Consider the following 18,972-nt stretch of genomic DNA (forward strand, 5'->3'; position numbering starts at 1 on the left):
GCGATCACCTCGACTCGCTTGTGCGCCAGGTCAGTGCCGCGCGGCCCTGACCTTCTCGCCGAGATCCTCGAGTACGTGCCAGGTCACCGCCTGCTCCAACGCCGGCAGCAGCCGGTTCTGCTCCACGTCGAGCAGCCCGCGGGCCTGCCCGGCCAGCGTGCTGACCAGCTCCGGTCCGGCCTCGCCGTACCCGTTCTGCTCGGCCACCCGGCCAAGGGTCCAGCTGACCTGGTCGCGCACCCGGTCACTCTGCCTGGACAGCTCTCCGCCGCCGGGGACGAACTCACGCAACGCTCCGGCGAGGCACTTGGAGGTCAGCGTGACGTGCTCCTCGACCGCCGCGGTCAGCTGCTTGACCAGCGCCCGCTGCCTGGCCGGATCCTGCTCGGCCGCGCACTGGCCCGCGACCAGCTCGATCAGCTTCCGGTCGGCGGCCAGCTCGGTGCCGAGGTCCGCGCCGTGGCCCATGATCCGCTCCCTTCGCCGGACCTTTCCGGGCCTGCCCTGGACGCGGCGGTTCGGGCGACAGTCCCCGGTGAGTACCCGGTCCGTCCATTTTTCCACTCGCTGGCACAAGTGTCTTGATTTTCTTCGCGCGATCATCGCCGCACGATGCTGCCGCACCATCGTTCCGGCCGGGACGAGCCAGCTGAATCACCCGATCCGCCATCGCATGGAGTGGCGGTATCCGGGTAGCCGGTCGCCCAAGAACCGAGTGGTCAGGCCTACGGGAGGAGGAGGTCAGCCGATGCAGCCGGTCAACCCACCGGGCGCCACGGAATCCGGCGTCTGCGACGGCGCCTCCGGCTTCCGGGCGTGGACCTCTGGCGAAGGCTGCTGGCATCTGGCCGGAGAAGCCGACCTGAACGCCGAGGGCGCACTGCGGGCCGCCTTGGATTCGGCCTGCGCATCCCGCGTCGCGCTGGTTCTAGACTGCGGGGAACTCGACTTCATCGACGTCGCGGGACTGCGGGCGATAGCTCAGACCGCGCTCGCCCTCGGGTCTCCCGTCGTCGTGAACGGCGCCAACGAGATGCTGCGGCGCGCCTGGTCGCTGCTCGACCTGCACGCCGCCGCCCCGAACGTGGAGTTCAGTACATGAGCATCGACCAGCTTCCTGAGTCGCGGCCCGCGGCGTCGAAGCGGGGCCGGTTCAGGCACGAGGCCATGCTTTATCGCGGACCAGACGAGTTCGTCCACCGCGCTGCGACGTTCGTGCGCGACGCCCTCGCCGCCGAAGAGCCGATCATGGTGGCGGTCATCGAGCCGCGGGCCAGCATGCTGCGGGACGAGCTCGGCGTGGACGCGCGGCTGGTGAACTTCATCGACATGGCGGCGATCGGCCGCAACCCGGCCCGGATCATCCCGGCCTGGCAGGAATGGGTCGTCCGGCACCAGGGCTCGGCGCATGGCTTTCGCGGCATCGGCGAGCCGATCTGGCCGGGCCGCAGCCCGTCCGAGTTGATCGAGTGCCAGCAGCACGAGGCGCTGCTGAACCTCGCCTTCGACGAGGGTCCGCCGTGGTGGCTGCTGTGCCCTTACGACACGACAAGCCTCGACTCGGATGTCATCGCGCGGGCGCATCAAACTCATCCGGGAGTAATGGACGCAGGCCGCGCGTACCGCAGTGCCAGCTATCCCCATCCGGAGTTCTCGCGATCAGCCATGTTTTCTGCAGCCTTCCCCGAACCGACCGAACCGACGGTGCAGCTGTATCGCACCGAATTCGGCCTGGCCGACCTTCCGCGCATCCGGCAGGCGGTGGCGACCTGCGCCACCGCGCAGCACGTCGCCGCGCGCCGCGTCGATGACCTGGTCTTGGTGGCGAACGAGCTGGCCTGCAACAGCATCAAGCACGGCGGCGGCACCGGCACGCTGCGCCTGTGGCGCGAGGGCGGGCAGGTGGTGTGCGAGGTGCATGACCGCGGCCTAATCACGGACCCGCTGGTCGGCCGGCGCAAGCCGAATCCGGAGGGCGGCGGCGGCGCGGGGCTGTGGATTGCCAATCTGCTGTGCGATCTGGTGCAGATCCGTTCCACTCCGCAGACCGGCACCACGGTACGTGTCTACGTGGAGGCATCGAAGGCTGATCCGGCGTCGAGCGTCGAGTCGGTGTCCGACGACCACAACTCCATGGCCTGACGGCTCTGGCGCGAGCGCACGGAAGCGAAGCGGCACACGGCTAGACAGGGGTGCGCAGTGCGTTTGCGGCAGAGCGATCTTCGCGCTCCCGGATACCGGCGCGTGCACCACGGCCGCGGGTTCCGGTACTTCGACCTGCAGGGCGCGCCGGTGACGGATCCCGAGTTGCGCCAGCGGTTCACCCAGCTCGTCATTCCTCCGGCCTGGCGCGACGTATGGATTTGTCCGTGGCCGACCGGACACATCCAGGCGACCGGCATCGATGCGGCCGGCCGGCGTCAGTATCTTTACCATCCGCGCTTCCGTGAGCAGCAAGAGCAGGCAAAGCACGAGCACGTCTTGGAGATGGCCGAGCGCTTGCCGTTGGCGAGGGAACGCATCAGCGCGGACTTGGCGCGGCGCGGCCTCGTGCGTGAGCGGGTGCTGGCGTGCGCGGCACGGCTGCTCGACTTCGGGTTCTTCCGCGTCGGCTCCGACCAATACGTCCAAGCGAACGGAACATACGGTCTGACCACGGTGCTGTGCCTGCATGTCGACTGCCGCAACCGCGAGACGGTCGCGTTCGATTATCCGGCGAAGGGCGGTAAACGCCGGGTGCAGGCGATCGTGGATGAACCGACCCGTAAGACCATCGCCGCGCTGCTTCGTGAGCGCGGGACCGAGGACAGGCTGCTGGCCTACCGCGAGCGCCGCAGCGTTGGAAGAAACGGCGGTAACGGCGACGGCTGGCACGAGGTGCACAGCGACGAACTGAACGCGTATCTTAAGGAGATCTGCGACCTGGACGTCTCGGCGAAGGATTTCCGCACCTGGCACGCCACCGTGCTGGCCGCGGTCGCCCTGGCCGTGTCGACACAGGCGGCGCGCACCTCCCCGACCGCGCGTAAGCGGGCCGAGGTCCGCGCGGTCAAAGAGGTGGCCGAATACCTTGGCAACACCCCGGCCGTATGCCGCGCCTCCTATATCAACCCGCGCGTCATCGAACTCTATGAAGAGGGCCGCACCATCGCGCCCGCGCTCACCGCGCTCGGCGCGGAGCAGAGCTTCGGTCAGCCGGCGACACAGGGCGCGGTTGAACGAGCCGTCCTCGACCTGCTCAAGGCCGGCTGAGACGAGCTCGGGGCCGCCAAGGCGCAGCCGCGACACCCAGCCGGTGTTTCACGATCACCGGATCCGGTTATCCGCAGCCGCCATGACTCCACCACCTGCTTCCGCTTCCGGCGGACCGCCGCCGGCCACCGATGTTCCGGTCGAGGCCGTGAGCGCGGCCGCGTTCACCGTGCCTACCGACAGCCCCGAGGGCGACGGCACCTTGACCTGGGACTCCACCACGATGGTGATGGCGCGTGCCTCCGCCGCCGGTGTCACCGGGATCGGCTGGACCTACGGCCTCGCGGCCGCGGCGAACGTGATCACCGACAAACTGGCCGACGTGGTGCGCGGATGCAGCGCGCTCGACGTGCCCGCGGCGAACGACGCGATGTGCCGCGCCGTGCGCAACGCTGGAAAGCCGGGGCTGGTCGCCATGGCCATCTCAGCGGTCGATATCGCGCTTTGGGACCTTAAGGCCCGGGTGCTCGGCGTGCCGTTGGTGCGGCTGCTCGGCGCGGCACGACCGGACGTCCCGGTATACGGCAGCGGCGGCTTCACCACCTACGACGACAAGCAGCTCGAAGAGCAGCTGCGGTTCTGGGCCGAGGAGCAGGGCATCCCGCGCGTCAAGATCAAGATCGGCGAGTCCTGGGGCCGGGACGAGCGCCGCGACCTGGCCCGCGCCGAGTTCGCGCGCGACATCGTCGGCGACGATGTCGAGTTCTACGTGGACGCGAACGGCGGCTACACCCGCAAGCAGGCGATCCGGGTCGGGCGCGCCCTCGCGGATCTCGGGGTGACCTGGTTCGAGGAGCCGGTCAGCTCCGACGATCTGGTGGGCCTGCACGAGATCAGGGACGCGATCACGCCGGACGTGGCGGCCGGTGAATACGGCTACGACCTGCCGTACTTCGGGCGGATGCTGAACGCGGACGCGGTCGACTGCCTGCAAGCGGACGTGACCAGGTGCGGCGGCATCACGATTTGGCAGCGGGTCGCGGCCGTCGCCGAATCGCTCGGCCTGCAGATATCAGGACACTGCGCGCCGCATGCGCACGCCGCCGTCGCCGCCTCCGTGCCGAACCTGCGGCATCTGGAGTGGTTCCACGACCACACCCGGATCGAGTCGATGTTCTTCGACGGCACCCTCGACCCGAGCGGCGGCGCGATCAGCCCGTGCGACAACACCGCTCCCGGGATCGGCCTCGAGCTGCGAAGCGCGGTGGCGAATCGGTACCGCGTCGCGTGACAAACGTCGCGTCTGACGGGCACGGCCCGATTCGCCACCAAGTACCCGCCTAACGCGGGCCAGCCGATTCAGGCCGCGTTACCGGCCGCCTCCTCCCGAACGCGCCCGCTCCTCGTCCCTGGCTCTCTCTTCGTCGGGTTCCTCGGCGTCGCCCGAGCCGGTGTCCTGGACATCCTCAGGCCGCACGCCGATCCCGCCGGACGCCATCGAGTCCGCGTCCGAGGCTTTCTGTACCGCCTGCCGCGCGTCGTCGAGCACTTCGCGCAGGTGATCGCTCTCCTGCTGCATTTCGCCGGCGCGCTGCCATTCGCCGCGGATCTGCTCGTCGGCGGAGTGTTTGGCGTCGGGGGTCGCCGCGTCTTCCAAATGCGGAAGTCCGTTTTCTTCAGACACAGTCGCTCCTTCTTCAGTGCAGGTCGGACGAAGCCGGGTACCCGATCGGGGAATTCGCACTCCCGATCCTCGGAGGAACCGATGTCCGCACCCGACGATCTGCGCCACCGGGTCGGTGACCTGCTCAAAGAGCACGGCCAGACCTTCGCGGACGAGGCCGGGGTCCGGCTGCGGGACACGCCGGGGCCGCTCTACCAGCTCCTCGTCGTCTGCGTCCTGTCCTCGATCCGCATCCGCGCCAACATCGCGGTGGACGCGGCCCGCGAGCTGTTCGCGGCCGGCTACCGGACTCCCGCGAAGATGCTGGAGGCCAGCTGGCAGCAGCGCGTGGACGCCCTCGGGCGCGCGCACTACAAGCGCTACGACGAGAGCACCGCGACCGCCCTGGGCGAGGGCGCGCAGCTCATTCTCGACCGCTGGCACGGCGACCTGCGCAAACTGCGCGCCGAGGCCGGCCACGATCCGCGCCGCGTCCGCGAGCTGCTCCAAGAGGTACCGCGCATCGGGCCGGTCGGCGCCGAGATCTTCTGCCGCGAGGCGCAGGGCCTGTGGCCGGAGCTGCGTCCGACGTTCGACAAGCGGGCCGCGCAGGGGGCGAGCAAGGCCGGGCTGCCGGCCGACCCGCGAAAACTCGCCGAGCTGGTCGCCGAGCAGGACCTGCCGCGGCTCGCCGCCGCCCTCGTGCGCGTGACGCTGTGACGCTGTGCCCGAAGTGACACTGCGCCGCGAAGTGCGCACACCCTTCGGGTGAATCAATTCCGCATGTCGGGGTAGCGCCGGTCGGTGACGCACCGGAAAGGCTCGACCCGAAGACGACGCACACGGACCAGACGGACCGGACGGAGCTACAGACCATGAACGCGATCGGAAGCGACCTGCGGGTCGGACCGGCGGCTGACCGGGCCGAGCTGTATGCCCTCGGCCGGCAACTGCGCGTCGACTCGGTACGTGCCAGCACCGCCGCGGGATCCGGCCACCCCAGCTCGAGCATGTCGGCCGCCGACCTGATGGCCGTGCTGATGGCCCGGCATCTGCGCTACGACTGGGACGACCCGGCTAACCCGGCGAACGACCACCTGATCCTGTCGAAGGGGCACGCCTCACCGCTGCTCTACTCGATGTTCCGCGCGGCCGGTGTGATCAGCGAGGACGAGCTGATGAACACCTACCGCCGCTCCGGTCGGCTCCAGGGCCACCCGACGCCGGTCCTGCCCTGGGTTGACGTCGCCACCGGCTCGCTGGGCCAGGGCATCGGCTACGGCGTCGGCGTCGCGCTGGCCGGGAGCAAGCTCGACCGGCTGCCTTACCGGGTCTGGGTGCTGTGCGGCGACAGCGAGATGGCCGAGGGCTCGGTCTGGGAGGCGCTGGACAAGGCCGCTCACTATGAGCTGAACAACTTCACCGCGATCATCGACGTCAACCGGCTCGGGCAGACCGGCGCCACCGAATTCGGTTGGGACGTCGAGCGGTACGCGCACCGGGTCACCGCTTTCGGCTGCCGCTCGCTGACCATCGATGGGCATGACATCGACGAGATCACCGCCGCGTACGAGGCGGTGGAACTGGCCGACCGGCCGACCGTCATCATTGCGCGCACGGTCAAGGGCAGCGGATTCTCCGAGATCGAGAACAAGCCGGACTGGCACGGCAAGCAGCTGCCCGAGGACATGGCGCAGCGCGCGATCGAAGAGCTCGGCGGCGTCACCGCGATTCACGTGCGCGGCCCGTTGCCCGAGGGCGCGCAATCCGCCGAGTCGCTCGGGTCGCAGGAGTCGCAGCAGTCGCCGGGTACCGGCGGCCCCTCCGCGCCCAGCCGCTCGCAATCGCAGGCTGCTGACGGTCAGCGCGCGGCCACGGCCCAGCGTGCCGCCCCGATCGAGCCGCCGCGTTTCGAGCTCGGCGAGAAGATCGCCACCCGCAAGGCCTTCGGCCAGGCGCTGGCCGCCCTCGGCGCGCGCCCCGACGTCGTCGCCCTGGACGGCGAAGTCGGCAACTCCACCTACACGGAGCTGTTCGAGAAGGACCACCCGCAGCGCTTCTTCCAGATGTACATCGCCGAACAGCAGATGGTCGCGACCGCGGTGGGGTTCTCGGTGCGCGGCTACCGGCCGTTCGCCGCCACCTTCGCCGCCTTCCTCACCCGCGCGCACGACTTCCTGCGCATGGCCGCCATCTCGCAGGCCGATTTGTGCGTCGTCGGCTCGCACTGCGGCGTCGAGATCGGCGCGGACGGACCGTCACAGATGGGGCTGGAGGACATCGCGATGATGCGGTCCGTCCACGACTCCACCGTCCTCTACCCGTCCGACGCGCCGAGCGCGGCCGCGCTCACCATCGCCATGGCCGACCTGCCGGGAATCAGCTATCTGCGGACCACGCGCGGCGGATATCCGGTCCTGTACGGACCGGACGAGCGATTCCCGATCGGCGGCTGCAAGGTGTGGGGTGAGAGCCCTGACGACGTGGTCACCCTCGTCGGCGCCGGAGTCACCCTGCACGAGTGCCTGAGCGCCGCGACCGAGCTGGCCCGCCAGGGGATCGCGACCCGCGTGGTCGACCTGTACTCGGTCAAACCGATCGACGCCGAGAGCCTGGGCCGCTGCGCCCAGCAAACCAGGCTGCTGATGGTCGTCGAAGACCATCACCCCGAGGGCGGAATCGGCGAAGCGGTCGCCGCCGTGATCGCGAAGGGCTGGCCGCGCCAGGCCGGAGCCCGGTTCGCGCACCTCGCCGTCGAATCGCTGCCCGGCTCCGCCTCCACCCCGCAAGCCCTGGACGCCGCCGGCCTCAGCGCCGAGCACATCGTGCGCGCGGTGCGGTCGGAACTGGACCGCGACGGCCTTCCCAGCGGCAAGCCGACCCTGAGGAGTGAGTGAGAACCATGACCACCGACCCGGGTGAAAGCCCGATCCAATCGCAGGATGTCCCCGAGGACGACGGCGTCCTGCAGCCCGGCGACAGCCTGGAGACCGACGACCTGTCCGCCGACCCGCTGGACACCGGCATCAGCCCGCCCGAGCGCAGGCCGGCCTCGGAGAAATACGGCGTCACGCTCGACGAGGCCCGTACCGGCGCCCCGCTGGATCAGCGCCTCGCCGAGGAGGAACCCGACTTCGGCGAACCGGCCTCGCTGGAAAACCGGCCGGAGGCCGAGCCGGACGCCCCGCCGGTCGACGACTTGGAGCCGGACCAGCGCGCCGGCCGCCTCGTCGCCGAGGACGAGGGCGCGCACACGGTGAGCACCCCGAACTACCTCGCCCGTGACATGGGCGTCGACGGCGGCGCGGCCAGCGCCGAGGAGGCCGCGATGCACGTGGCCGACGCAGACGTCAGAGACACCCGCGAGCAGGACGCCGAAGCGGCCGAGACCTGGCAGGATCCGCTGTCGCGCAACTCGTGAGCCGGCTCGTGGCGATCGGCGGAGGAGACGATGACAGCCGAGGAGTTCGTCCCGAGCGACGGGGACCTGACCGCGCTGGCCAAGGCCGCGGCGCACTGCGAGGGCTGCGAGCTCTACCGCGACGCGACGCAGACGGTGTTCGGCCGCGGCGACGAGCACGCGCGCTTCGTCCTCATCGGTGAGCAGCCGGGCGACCAAGAGGACAAGCGCGGCCTGCCGTTCGTCGGACCGGCCGGGGCGTTGCTCGACCGCGCGCTGGCCGAGGCCGGCATCGACCCCGGTGAGACCTACGTGACCAACGCCGTGAAGCACTTCCGCTGGAAGAGCGCCCCCGACCGCGGCAAGCGGCGCATTCACGAGAAGCCGGGCACGACGCACATCAACGCCTGCCGGCCCTGGCTGCTCGCCGAGCTCTCCCGGCTGCGGCCGGAGGTGATCGTGCTGCTCGGCGCCACCGCGGGCCAGTCGCTGTTCGGCTCCGGCTTCCGGGTGGGCAAGTCCCGCGGGGTGCCGGTCGACTGGCAGCCGCCGGAGGGCGCCGGTCCGGGGGCCAAGGCGGTCGCGACCGTGCACCCCTCGGCCGTGCTACGCGCTCCGGACCGCGACACCGCGTATGCGGGGCTGCTCGCGGATCTGCGTACCTGCGCCGAACTAGCCGGACGGCTCGATTGACCGTCCGCACTCGGGGTAGCCGTCAGCGGTCTGCGGCCGAAACGAGGAGGATCGCGTACATGCAGCAGGAGCAAGACGAGACGATGAACCCTGCCCAGCCCTTTCTGAGCGACATCGAGACGCTGCGGGCCAAGGCACGTGAACAGATGGACAAGGGACCGGTAACCTCCGCGTACGGCGCGGACCTCGACCGCGTGCTCGAGGTGCTGAACCAGTCGCTGGCGACGGAGATCGTCTGCGTCCTGAGATACCGCCAGCACCACTTCGCGGCCAACGGCCTGAACGCCGGCCCGGTCGCCGCCGAATTCCTCGAGCACGCCAACGAGGAGCAGCAGCACGCCGACCTGTTCGCGGCGCGCATCGTCCAGCTCGGCGGCGTGCCGGATCTGAACCCGCAGACGCTTACCGGCCGCTCGCACTCCCAGTACGTCACCTCGCACGAACTGCGCGCCATGATCGAGGAAGACCTCGTCGCCGAGCGCATCGCCATCGCCGCCTACACCGAGATCATCGCCTGGCTCGGCGACGGCGACCCCACCACCCGCCGCATCTTCGAGGAAGTGCTCGCCACCGAGGAGGAGCACGCCGAAGACATGCTCTCCCTGCTCGAACAGGGCTGAATGCCACCGACCCGCAGGGCTGAATTCCACCGACCCGGCCCGCCGACTCGATCAGAGCCGGCGGGCCGTCTCATCCCCCGGCACGACTCACATCAGCTTGGCCCGCAGGAAGTGCAGGAAGTCCGAGCCGGTCAGCGCGGTCAGGCCGCTCGCGGCCAGCCGCGTGACGCGGGGAGCGAACACCAAGCCGGCGCACAGCCCGGTCGAGATCCACATGCCGGTGCAGAACGGGCAGGTCAGCAGCTCGCCTACGGCTTTGCGCGCGCCGGAGCCGCGTACCTCCTCCTTCAGTTCGGCGGGCCCCTGCGTTCCGTGGAACTCGGTGAACGGCGCGCGCAGCGGGCTGGTCACCGGGTCCTTGGCGATCAGGCGGCTGAGTCGGTGCGTGGCGCCGGCCAGGATGACCACATCCCAGGGGCTCGGGTCCGGCACCGGCCGCCGAGTCGCTTTGGCGATGCCTGCGAGCGAGGCGACCAGTCCCGTGTACACGCCCATGGCGCCGACGTAGCTGCGTAGCGGAAAGTCGGCGCCTTGCGTGTATTCCTGCTCGACTCCGCGTAGTGCCTGCTCCGTCTTCTCCGTCACCGTCGCGCCTCCTGGTCCTTTGGGCGTTATGAGCCTTTCGCGCCGACTACCCGTCTCGATCGTGGGTACACGCGGGCGACGCACCGGCCGGCCCGCAGCTGGCCGGCCGCATGAGCGCAGCGAGATCGAGGAGAGGCAATGGTCAAGAAGATCGGGTACTTCCTGTCCAGTGAGGAGTTCGGACCACGCGAACTGGTCGAGCAGGCGCGGATGGCGCAGGACGCCGGCTTCGAAGCGCTCTGGATCTCCGACCACTTCCATCCCTGGAACGACGCGCAAGGACAGAGCGGCTTCGTGTGGGGCACGATCGGCGCCCTCGCGCAGGCCGTGGACCTGCCCATCGGCACCGCCGTGACCTGCCCGACCATCCGCATCCACCCGGCGATCGTCGCGCAGGCGGCCGCCACCGCCGCCGTGCTGACCGACGGGAAGTTCACCCTCGGCGTCGGCACCGGAGAGGCGCTGAACGAGCACATCCTCGGTGGTCCCTGGCCGACCTCGCAGGTGCGGCGGGAAATGCTGGAGGAGGCCGTGCAGGTGATGCGCGAGCTGTGGAAGGGCGAGAACTTCAGCCACCGCGGAACGTACTACACCGTCGACAACGCGCGGATCTACACGCTGCCGGACAAGCCGGTGCCCGTGTACGTCTCCGGTTTCGGCCCCGCCTCCGCCCGGATGGCCGGACAGATAGGCGACGGCTACGTCGGCACCCAGCCGGACTCCGAACTGCTCGGCGTGTTCCGCGAGAACGGCGGCCAGGGCAAGGTCACCCAGGGCGGCTACAAGGTCTGCTGGGGCCGGGACCGCGACGAGGCGGTCAAGACCGCGCACGAGCGCTGGGCCAACGAGCAGCTGCCGGGCGAACTGGCCCAGGTGCTCCCGCAGCCGGCGCATTTCGAGCAGGCGCAGCAGCTGGTCACGCCGGACATGGTGGCCGAGGCGCTGGTCTGCGGCGACGACGAGGAGGCGCATCTGCGCCGGTTCGCCGAGTACGCCGACGCCGGGTACGACGAGATCTACATCAACCAGATCGGACCGGATCAGCGCGGCTTCTTCGATTTCTACGGTCAGCGCATCCTGCCGCAGCTGAAGGGTATGCGCTCGCAATGAGCAGCAACGAACCGCGCAGGAACATCCTGAGGGAACCGAGCGAGCAATCGCGCATCCACACCAAGGTCGAAGAGGCCGAGCAGGAGACGTACAACGCGGCGCAGAAGGCGCGCGGCGCGCAGGGCCACGAGCAGAAGAAGCTGACGGACTCGGCCAACGTTTCCGAGACCTGGGAGAACCCGGCCGGCCACAGCGGCAGGCCGATCGGTTACGCGGCCTCGGGCGTGATCGTCCTCGGCTTCATCCTCGGCGGCATCGGCCTCACGGTCGGCCCGCGCGCGCTGATCTGGGTCGGCGTCGCGGTCATCGTCATCGTCGGCGCGGTCGGCATGGCGACGCACGTATGGAGCGATTACCGTCCGGGAAGCCTCGACGAGGAGGACAACGACGGGGGTGCCGGTGTACCGCCCGGCCGCCCTAGGCCCAACGCAGCGCCGCGATGATCGCGACCGCTCCGGCGGCGAGGAAGGCCGCGTAGTCGTTGATGGAGCCGGTGTGCACGGCACGCAGCGCGCGCACCGGCAGCGGTTCCTTCGAGCGCAGATATCCGACGGTCAGCAGCGCCCCCAGCCCGACGCTCACCACGATCAGGACCAGTTCCATCAGGTCCGTGTAATTGAAGTCCACCACCACGTGCGATAGCGACCCGACCCCGGCGAGTACGTCGTGAGCGTATTGCTGCGGATGCAAGAGCCCGGATGCCGCCGGGGCCATCGCGTGGTCGATGACAGTGCCCGGCACCACGCCGAACGCGATGCAGCAGGCGCTGAGGGCGAGCAGGCTGATCAGCATGCCAGGCCGCAGCGATTCGCTGCGCTCGTACTCCTCCTCCCGTTCGCGGAAGAAGGCCAGCCAGGCGGCCCGGCCCAGCGCGGCGATCGTGATCAGCTGCGCGACCAGCATCAGCGCGTAGGGCAGGTATTGGTGGCTCTCGAGCAGGCCGTGGTGGATGAGGCTGAGGGAGACGTAGCCGCCGAGCGGCGGGATGCCCGCGATCGAGGCGCACCCGACGACGAACGCGCCCGCGACCCACGGCCACCGGCGCAGCAGTCCGCCCATCTCAGACAGCTTGGTCACTCCGGTGCGGTGGGTGATCGCCCCGGCGCACAGGAACAGCAGCGACTTGAACAGCGCGTGGTTCACCAGGTGATAGGTGGACCCTGCGATACCTGAAGCCGCCCCCGTTGCCAGCCCTATCGCCAGCACACCCATCTGCGAGATCGTGTCGTAGGCGAGCAGCCGTTTGAGCTCATCCTGCGCGAGCGCCATGGTCGCCCCGACCAGCGCCGAGACGACCCCGACCACCATCAGGATGCCGAGGATCGGGGTGCGCGAGGTCGGAAAGACCTGAAATGCCAGCCGGCCGACCGCCACGATGCCCAGGTTCACCATGAGACCGGAGAAGAGGGCTGACACCGGTCCGGGAGCGGCGGTGTGCGCGTCGGGCAGCCAGCCGTGGAACGGGATCAGCCCGGCCTTCGTTCCGAAACCGGCCACCAGCAGCCCCAGTGCGACCAGATCGGCCGTGCCGACGTGGGCGGCCAGCGCGTCATGCAGCTGCGCGAGGTTGAGCGCGCCGTGCCCGGTGTAAAGCAGCCCGGCGCCGATGAACACCGCGAACGCCGCGACGGTGGTCAGGATGGCGATCTTGAAGGCGGCCTCCAGCGCGATCGGCCGCTCCAGGAAGAACCCGGTGAGCCCGTAGCTGGCCAGCGCGGCCACCTCGAACCACACGAACAGGTTGAACAGGTCCGCGGTGAGCGCCGATCCGATCAGGGCGGCGTCGAGCAGCTGGAACAGGCAGGCGAAGGCGCCGAGTTCGCGCTCGCCGAGACCGCCGAGCTCGGAGAGCGCGTACACCACGAGCAGGGTTCCGATGCCGGCGCAGACCAGCGCGAAGGTCATCCCGAACGGATCGGCGGCGAAGGCGATGCCCAGCACCGCGCCGTGGACCGGGCCCCAGCCGCCCATGTAGTGCGCGAGGATGCCGCCGCCGGTCCCGTACACGTGCGGCGCGATGAGCGCGAGCACGGCGAGCGAGCCGACCAGGCCCAGCGCGGAGACGATGAGCGGCAGGCGCTTGGAGAGGCGGGCGAGTAAGGGGGCGAGCACCGCGCCGGTGAGCGGAAGCGCGACGGTCAGCGGCAGCAGCGAGCCCGCGGCCGCGGTGGTCGTGATCACTGCGTCACCCTCGCAGCTCCCTGATCTTGTCGGCGTCCAAGGTGCGGTAGTGCTGCGCGACCCGTACCACGATGGTGAGGAATACGGCGGTCACCGCGACGCCGATGACGATCGCGGTCAGGCAGAAGTTCTGCAGTACCGGATCGGCGACGTTGCCGCGCACCAGGTCGTGCGCCGTGCGGCCGCCCGGCGGGCTGACCAGCACCGGAGCGGTCGATCCGGCCCGGTAGGCCATGGAGATGAACAGCAGGTAGGTGGAGCCCTCCATCAGCGAGAGTCCCATCACGATCTTGATCAGGTTGCGGCGGGTGAGCACCGTGTAGAGCCCGGCGCAGAACACGAACCCGGCTACCAGGTAGTTGGCTACGATCACTGATTCGCACCTCCCGCGTTCGTGGCCTGCGAGGCGTTCTCTTCGTTCTCCCGGTCCTCGGCGTTCGCGTCGCCGCCGTCGTCGCCGCCGTCTTCGTCCGCTGACTTGTCCCGGGCCCAGTCGTGGCTCATCGCCAACAGCGCGAACACCGCGATGATCAGACCCGTGCCGACCTCGACCAGCTCGCCGCCGGAGAAGAGCTGCACGACGCCGCCGGAGCGGATCGTCTGCGGCGGCGTGAGCGGCAGCCAGTTCGCGGTGAAGGAGCCTTTGCGGAACAGGCCGAGCGCCTCGGTCAGGATGATCAGGCCCGCGCCGGCCATCTCGATGCTCTCCATCAGCTTCGGCTGCACCACGCGCGCGACCCGCTTGCGGCCGAAGCCCGCGTACACGAGCAGCAGCACCCCGAGGATGACCGCGCCGCCGGGGAAGCCGCCGCCGGGGGAGTAGCCCCAGGCCACCAGGTAGCAGCCGGTCACCGCCAGGATCGGGGTCGCGGTGCGTACGGCCCCGCGCACGATGATCGACATCGCCTCGGCGCGCTCAGGACCGCGCCCGCCGACCAGTTCGTTGTCAGGGGTCTTCGGCCGGTGTTCGACGCTCGTCTTGGACGGGAACGGCGCCGCCGCCACGGCGGCGGGATCGTCGCTCGACTCGGATTCCCCGGACTGCTCCGACTGCTCGGATTCCTCGTCCGACTCCGCGCTCTCCGCCCGCCGGGCCTCGCGCTCCCCGGCGTCGGGCGACTGCTGCGCCGGTTCCATCTCGGACTGCTCGCGCTCGCCCGCGACGTCCTCGCCGAAATAGCCGGTCCTCGGTTCGCGCGGACGCGCCAGCAGCACGACGCTGATCACCGCGGCCAGCAGCAGAAAGGTCTCGCCGAAGGTGTCGAAGCCGCGGGTGCCGTATACGACCTCGTTCACTGGCTCGGTCAGGTTCCAGCTCGGCAGCGACACCTGCATGGCATACCTGGCAACCTCGGACAGCTGCTGGTGCGCGCGCGGCAGGCTCAGCAACGCTGCCCCGAAGGCCACCGCCACGCCCGCGGTGAGCAGCATGCCGACCACGACGTGATGCTTCGGTTCGGCCTCGACCGCCTCGCCGCGCAGGCGCGTACCGGGTTCGTCAGCCGTCGTCATGGTGCGACTCGCCTTCCTCCTCCAGCTCGCCGTGGTCGGGCACGTCGGTGCGCACCTTGCCGATAGCGATCAGGTACAGCGCCGGCAGCGCGATGGCGCCGACCACGACCTCGGAGTGCGCGTCGTCCGGCGCGCCGAGCACGACGAAGATGAGCGAGAGCATGGTGCCGACGCCGGAGAGGGCCATGACGGCGCCGTTGAGGTTGCGCAGCTTGACCACGAGCACGGCCGCTATCACGATCAGCGCGAGCACGAGATAGTCGAGCGCCCAGAACAGCGTCACCCTTCGCCTCCGCCGCCCGGTTGCCGCGCTCGCTCCTTCGCCTTCCGCTGCTCCTGCTCCTTCGCCTTCTCCTGGGCTTTGCGCTCGACGACCTCATCGCGCACCGCGCCGTCCCACATCGGCACGCCCGACTTGTACGCGGCGCGCGCCAGCGCGTGCGACGCGGTCGGGCTGACGATCAGTAGCAGCACCGCGACGAGCAGCGCCCGGCTGGCGTATGTGCTGTCGATGCCCTCGCCGACGACCAGCGCGACCAGCGCAGGCAGCGCGCCCATGGTCACCGTCTTCGAGGAGCACTGGATGCGGCTGTACAGGTCCGGCATGCGCAGGATTCCGACCGCCCCGGACAGCGAGAACGCGAGCCCGATGCTCGCGAGCACGAGGAACACGATGGTCTTCACAGCAGCCCCCGCTCCAGGTACCGCGCCCAGACGATCGCCCCGAGATAACTGAACGAGGCCAGCCAGAGCGCTACGTCGAGGTAGATCGTGCGGTCCGCGAAGGCCGCGAAGAACAGCACCGAGAGCGTCGCCTGCGTGGACAGGGTGTTGAGCGCCACGATGCGGTCCGAGATGGTCGGCCCGGCCGCCAGGCGCGCCATCAGCAGCAGGCCGATGGCCGTCTCGACGAGGGCGATGACGCCGTACAGCGACGTGCTCACGAAGCCTTCTCCTCTTCCTTCCGCCCGTCCTTCTGCCGCCCGCGACCCTCCGGGCCGCCGGTCAGGAACCGCTCCACCGGCTCGTTGATCTTGGCGCGAGCCTCCCGCGGACCGCCCTGTGGCACGACGACCGCGTGGTACTGCAGCTCAAGGCGTCGGCGGTCGACGTCGACGACCTGGTTGTCGACCACCACCGAGGTGACCAGCCCGACCACGGTCAGGCCGAACAGCGAGCGCTGCGTCGTGGGCACGATCACCATTCCGCTGCGCAGCGGCCGGCTCGGCGCCCAGATCCGCGCGGCCAGCCGCACGTTCGCGGACACGATCCGGCCGAGAGAGGTGACGAGCAGGCCGAGGGTGCGCCACAGCCGGCCCGGAGTGAGCACGGCCCACGGCGGGATGACCGGGCCGAGCGGAGCGAGCGCCAGCCCGACGGCGAGCGAGACGCCGATGCCGAAGGCGTACTGCTCCAGCGTCGCGGTCCACGTAAGCAGGATCCAGACGATGAGGCACCAGGCGGCGAGGCCGAGGGAGCGCGCGAGGCAGCGCACTGGTCCGGGGAGCCGGTCGAGGCGCGACGGCGGCACCGCTCACCTCCCGTGTCGTGGACCTGTCCACAGCCGGTTCTCGCGAATACCCGCGCTGCGACCGTGTACACGCGTTTGTTCCATCTGCCGGAAACCTGTTTCCGACCCCTCGCCGCGGGGCATTGCTTGGCTCCCGGTCGCTCGGCACCGCGCGGCAGCGAGCGGAGACAAAGGCACAAACCGTGCCTAGCCTGCGAGGAGGCGAGAACGATGACCAGACGCATCGAGACCGCTGAACAGAGCCGCCGCATCCGTGTACTCAAGCGCCAGCCGTCCCGGCGTGCTCTGCCGCCGCTGGATCTGCGTACGCCATCCGGGCGCCGCCGACTGCCTTACTGAGTCGCCCTTGCTGAGTCGCCCTACGTCACGTTAAGTCCGCTACGTGCTGATAGCCGCGGATAACCCGGTATAGGCCCGGGCTGCAACCAAGTTGGTGCCTCATCGCGTACTGACACGCGGGGGCTAACGGGTACCCGACTTGGTTTACGCGGCGCATACTCACTGCCGGCCCCTTGCCGCGGAAACTGTTCAGCAAGGGACTGAGAGTGACGCACATACATCGCAGGCGGTTAGCCGCCTCCGTGGTCGTCGCCGGGCTGCTCTGCGGCTCGGCGACCGCGTTGGCCGTCCCCGCCCTCGCCGCCGCGCCATCTGGGAAGCACACCGTGGCGTTCAAGGGCGTGGGGACGAGTGGGCAGGGCACGGTCTTGCTCGGCGGTAGCTGGCTCGACCAGATCACCCGAGACGAAGAGGTCTCGTTCGCCGAGTCGCACTGGAACTGGACCGCCTGGAACGACCCGACCCCGGTGGCCGACGGGTCCGACCAGGACCAGTACCAGTGCGCCGAGTTCGTCGCGCGGTCCATGGCCGCGGCCGGGCTGATCCCGGGCCTGAGCCCGGACGCGCCGCAGAACGACTACTTCAACTACACCGCGCCGAACGGCAAGGTCTACGACCTGCTGCTGATCTCGGTGCTGCCGCAGTACAACAACATCTACGACTACCTGATGGACAGCGGCGTCGGCATCGACGTCGGCGACGACCCGGCCGCGGCGCAGCCGGGCGACTTCGTGGTCACCTATCTCGGCCCGAACAACACCTCGAGCCACATGGGCCTGGTCGCGACCGCGCCGACGGCGACGAGCGAAGCCACCGTGGATGCCCACAACCACGCGCGCTACCACTACGGCTATCACTACTACGCGCCCTCGCACCTGGTCGAACTCGCGCCGAACGCGCTGCTGAAGGTCATCGCCTGGGCCGCGAAGTACAACTTCAAGGGCTCGGTAACGGCGCCGCACACGGCTCCGGTCGCCCCGGGCGGTTCGCACCCCCTGATCGGCGTCGGGCACCTCGCCGACCCGGCCGGACCGCAGGTCTGATCCTGCGCTGAGCGCACGTCAGCGTTCTACCTCGGCCTCCGCAGTCAAGAGTCACTCTCCGGCTGCGGAGGCCGAGTCGTATCCGTGCTCCGCCAACTTGCAATAGGCAGGCGTTCGCCTGCATGATGCCGGTATGGACGCGGACATGGTGTTCAAAGCCCTCGCCGACCCCGGCCGGCGCCGGCTGCTCGACATGCTGCACGAGCGCTCCGGGCTGACGTTGGGCGAACTGTGCGAGGGCCTGCGGATGCGCCGCCAGTCGGTCAGTCAGCACGTGGAGCTGCTGGAGGCGGCGAACCTGGTGGTCTCGGTGCGCGACGGGCGGCGCAAGCTGCACTACCTGAATCCGGTGCCCATCCACGAGATCCAGAGCCGCTGGATCTGGAAGTTCGAACAGCCACGTCTGGCCGCCCTCGACCTGATCAAGAGCCATGCGGAGGAGCAAGCGATGACGTCGGAAATCACGCAAGGCGCCGAGGCCGTCCCCGAGTACGTCTACACCACCTACATCCGTGCCACGCCCGAGCAGGTGTGGCACGCGCTCACCGACGCGGACCTGACCCGCCGGTTCTGGGGCCATGCGCAGGTATCGGAATGGTGCGTCGGCAGCCGCGTCGAGCACGTCCGCACGGACGGTTCAGGCATCTGCGACGCGGCCGGAACCGTGATCGAGGTGGACCGGCCGCACCGCCTCGTGTTCGGCTTCGACGACCCGGCCGCAGCCGACGACCCCACGTTCGAACCCAGCGTGGTCACCTTCGAGATCGAGAGCTACCGCGACATCGTCAAGCTCACCGTCACCCACAGCCGCATTCGCTCGGCTGAGCAGCGCGACGGACTCGCGATGGGCTGGCCGACCGTGCTGGCCAACCTCAAGACGCTGCTCGAGACCGGTGACGTGCTGCCCCAAGCGCCGTGGGAATTCCACGCCGAGCAGCGGGCCGCGCAGATGGTCAGAAACAGGCCCTAGCAGGCGCGCCTGGCGAGTAGACGTGACGGGAGCCGGTCGCCGCTGTGCACGGCGGCCGGCTCCCGGCGTTGAGCGTGACCGATTACGGCCAGATCGAGAGCAGTCGCCAGGCGGTCAGGTGCTGCACGTTGGC

General features: G+C 69.6%; 24 protein-coding genes. 14 read left to right on the plus strand and 10 right to left on the minus strand.

The genetic code is table 11. The features are described 5' to 3' along the window. Nucleotides 1-30: 30 nt before the first annotated feature. Nucleotides 31-468 (minus strand): hypothetical protein, encoded by a 438-nt coding sequence (locus tag VFA06_RS11935; RefSeq protein ID WP_324840567.1) that lies wholly within the window; start codon nt 466-468, stop codon nt 31-33. Between the two features lie 280 nt (nt 469-748). Here VFA06_RS11935 and VFA06_RS11940 point away from each other — a divergent pair, with 280 nt between their 5' ends. The 4 genes from VFA06_RS11940 (at nt 749) to VFA06_RS11955 (ending at nt 4,483) form a co-directional block, all read left to right on the plus strand. After that, complete coding sequence (locus tag VFA06_RS11940; protein ID WP_324840568.1) at nt 749-1,102, plus strand: STAS domain-containing protein; 354 nt, start codon at nt 749-751, stop codon at nt 1,100-1,102. Next, nucleotides 1,099-2,142 carry a sensor histidine kinase gene (locus tag VFA06_RS11945; RefSeq protein ID WP_324840569.1) on the plus strand — a complete coding sequence of 348 codons (1,044 nt, stop codon included), beginning with the start codon at nt 1,099-1,101 and terminating at the stop codon, nt 2,140-2,142. The genes VFA06_RS11940 and VFA06_RS11945 overlap by 4 nt, the downstream gene beginning before the upstream one ends. Before the next feature lie 57 nt (nt 2,143-2,199). Beyond that, nucleotides 2,200-3,252: a DNA topoisomerase IB gene (locus VFA06_RS11950; protein WP_324840570.1), complete on the plus strand. Its 1,053-nt coding sequence runs from the start codon at nt 2,200-2,202 to the stop codon at nt 3,250-3,252. 82 nt (nt 3,253-3,334) lie between these two features. Next, the gene (locus VFA06_RS11955; protein ID WP_349260155.1) at nt 3,335-4,483 is read left to right on the plus strand and encodes an enolase C-terminal domain-like protein; all 1,149 of its coding nucleotides are present in this window, start codon (nt 3,335-3,337) and stop codon (nt 4,481-4,483) included. Between the two features lie 78 nt (nt 4,484-4,561). Here VFA06_RS11955 and VFA06_RS11960 read toward each other — a convergent pair whose 3' ends face one another. Further along, nucleotides 4,562-4,876, minus strand: coding sequence for a hypothetical protein (locus tag VFA06_RS11960; protein ID WP_324840572.1), 315 nt, complete (start codon nt 4,874-4,876; stop codon nt 4,562-4,564). An 81-nt stretch (nt 4,877-4,957) separates the two neighbouring features. Here VFA06_RS11960 and VFA06_RS11965 point away from each other — a divergent pair, with 81 nt between their 5' ends. The 5 genes from VFA06_RS11965 (at nt 4,958) to VFA06_RS11985 (ending at nt 9,568) form a co-directional block, all read left to right on the plus strand. Further along, a complete protein-coding gene (locus VFA06_RS11965) occupies nt 4,958-5,575 on the plus strand; it encodes an endonuclease (protein ID WP_324840573.1) in 618 nt (205 codons plus the stop codon). 155 nt (nt 5,576-5,730) lie between these two features. Continuing rightward, nucleotides 5,731-7,752, plus strand: a complete 2,022-nt coding sequence (locus tag VFA06_RS11970; RefSeq protein ID WP_324840574.1) for a transketolase — start codon at nt 5,731-5,733, stop codon at nt 7,750-7,752. A 5-nt stretch (nt 7,753-7,757) separates the two neighbouring features. Next, complete coding sequence (locus VFA06_RS11975) at nt 7,758-8,276, plus strand: DUF5709 domain-containing protein (protein ID WP_324840575.1); 519 nt, start codon at nt 7,758-7,760, stop codon at nt 8,274-8,276. 30 nt (nt 8,277-8,306) lie between these two features. Further along, the gene (locus VFA06_RS11980; protein ID WP_324840576.1) at nt 8,307-8,948 is read left to right on the plus strand and encodes a UdgX family uracil-DNA binding protein; all 642 of its coding nucleotides are present in this window, start codon (nt 8,307-8,309) and stop codon (nt 8,946-8,948) included. Between the two features lie 59 nt (nt 8,949-9,007). Next, nucleotides 9,008-9,568: a ferritin-like domain-containing protein gene (locus VFA06_RS11985; RefSeq protein ID WP_324840577.1), complete on the plus strand. Its 561-nt coding sequence runs from the start codon at nt 9,008-9,010 to the stop codon at nt 9,566-9,568. A gap of 87 nt (nt 9,569-9,655) precedes the next feature. On the opposite strand, the gene VFA06_RS11990 is transcribed toward VFA06_RS11985, so the two are convergent. After that, nucleotides 9,656-10,153: a DUF1360 domain-containing protein gene (locus tag VFA06_RS11990; RefSeq protein WP_324840578.1), complete on the minus strand. Its 498-nt coding sequence runs from the start codon at nt 10,151-10,153 to the stop codon at nt 9,656-9,658. Between the two features lie 138 nt (nt 10,154-10,291). On the opposite strand from VFA06_RS11990, the gene VFA06_RS11995 reads away from it, so the two are divergent. Next, complete coding sequence (locus VFA06_RS11995) at nt 10,292-11,263, plus strand: TIGR03557 family F420-dependent LLM class oxidoreductase (protein WP_324840579.1); 972 nt, start codon at nt 10,292-10,294, stop codon at nt 11,261-11,263. Beyond that, nucleotides 11,260-11,706 (plus strand): hypothetical protein, encoded by a 447-nt coding sequence (locus VFA06_RS12000; RefSeq protein WP_324840580.1) that lies wholly within the window; start codon nt 11,260-11,262, stop codon nt 11,704-11,706. The genes VFA06_RS11995 and VFA06_RS12000 overlap by 4 nt, the downstream gene beginning before the upstream one ends. Here VFA06_RS12000 and VFA06_RS12005 read toward each other — a convergent pair. The 7 genes from VFA06_RS12005 to VFA06_RS12035 are packed head-to-tail and all read right to left on the minus strand — an operon-like array spanning nt 11,681 to nt 16,487. Next, nucleotides 11,681-13,444, minus strand: coding sequence for a complex I subunit 5 family protein (locus VFA06_RS12005; RefSeq protein ID WP_324840581.1), 1,764 nt, complete (start codon nt 13,442-13,444; stop codon nt 11,681-11,683). The genes VFA06_RS12000 and VFA06_RS12005 overlap by 26 nt on opposite strands. A 4-nt stretch (nt 13,445-13,448) precedes the next feature. Continuing rightward, nucleotides 13,449-13,817, minus strand: coding sequence for a sodium:proton antiporter (locus tag VFA06_RS12010; protein ID WP_324840582.1), 369 nt, complete (start codon nt 13,815-13,817; stop codon nt 13,449-13,451). After that, nucleotides 13,814-14,956, minus strand: a complete 1,143-nt coding sequence (locus VFA06_RS12015) for an MnhB domain-containing protein (RefSeq protein WP_324840583.1) — start codon at nt 14,954-14,956, stop codon at nt 13,814-13,816. The genes VFA06_RS12010 and VFA06_RS12015 overlap by 4 nt, the downstream gene beginning before the upstream one ends. After that, complete coding sequence (locus tag VFA06_RS12020; RefSeq protein ID WP_324840584.1) at nt 14,943-15,239, minus strand: DUF4040 domain-containing protein; 297 nt, start codon at nt 15,237-15,239, stop codon at nt 14,943-14,945. The genes VFA06_RS12015 and VFA06_RS12020 overlap by 14 nt, the downstream gene beginning before the upstream one ends. Further along, on the minus strand, nt 15,236-15,640 hold the full coding sequence (gene mnhG / locus VFA06_RS12025) for a monovalent cation/H(+) antiporter subunit G (RefSeq protein ID WP_324840585.1): 405 nt from the start codon (nt 15,638-15,640) through the stop codon (nt 15,236-15,238). Before mnhG ends, VFA06_RS12020 begins: the two co-directional genes overlap by 4 nt. Next, on the minus strand, nt 15,637-15,900 hold the full coding sequence (locus tag VFA06_RS12030; RefSeq protein ID WP_324840586.1) for a monovalent cation/H+ antiporter complex subunit F: 264 nt from the start codon (nt 15,898-15,900) through the stop codon (nt 15,637-15,639). The genes mnhG and VFA06_RS12030 overlap by 4 nt, the downstream gene beginning before the upstream one ends. Next, a complete protein-coding gene (locus VFA06_RS12035; RefSeq protein ID WP_324840587.1) occupies nt 15,897-16,487 on the minus strand; it encodes a Na+/H+ antiporter subunit E in 591 nt (196 codons plus the stop codon). Before VFA06_RS12035 ends, VFA06_RS12030 begins: the two co-directional genes overlap by 4 nt. 210 nt (nt 16,488-16,697) lie before the next feature. Here VFA06_RS12035 and VFA06_RS12040 point away from each other — a divergent pair, with 210 nt between their 5' ends. From VFA06_RS12040 to VFA06_RS12050, 3 genes are all read left to right on the plus strand, one after another. Further along, complete coding sequence (locus tag VFA06_RS12040; protein ID WP_324840588.1) at nt 16,698-16,826, plus strand: hypothetical protein; 129 nt, start codon at nt 16,698-16,700, stop codon at nt 16,824-16,826. A gap of 206 nt (nt 16,827-17,032) precedes the next feature. Then, a complete protein-coding gene (locus VFA06_RS12045; RefSeq protein ID WP_324840589.1) occupies nt 17,033-17,869 on the plus strand; it encodes a hypothetical protein in 837 nt (278 codons plus the stop codon). 133 nt (nt 17,870-18,002) lie between these two features. After that, nucleotides 18,003-18,839, plus strand: a complete 837-nt coding sequence (locus VFA06_RS12050) for a metalloregulator ArsR/SmtB family transcription factor (RefSeq protein WP_324840590.1) — start codon at nt 18,003-18,005, stop codon at nt 18,837-18,839. Nucleotides 18,840-18,972 lie beyond the last annotated feature (133 nt).

Source organism: Actinocrinis sp., from assembly GCF_035653575.1.
Classification (GTDB): domain Bacteria; phylum Actinomycetota; class Actinomycetes; order Streptomycetales; family Catenulisporaceae; genus Actinocrinis.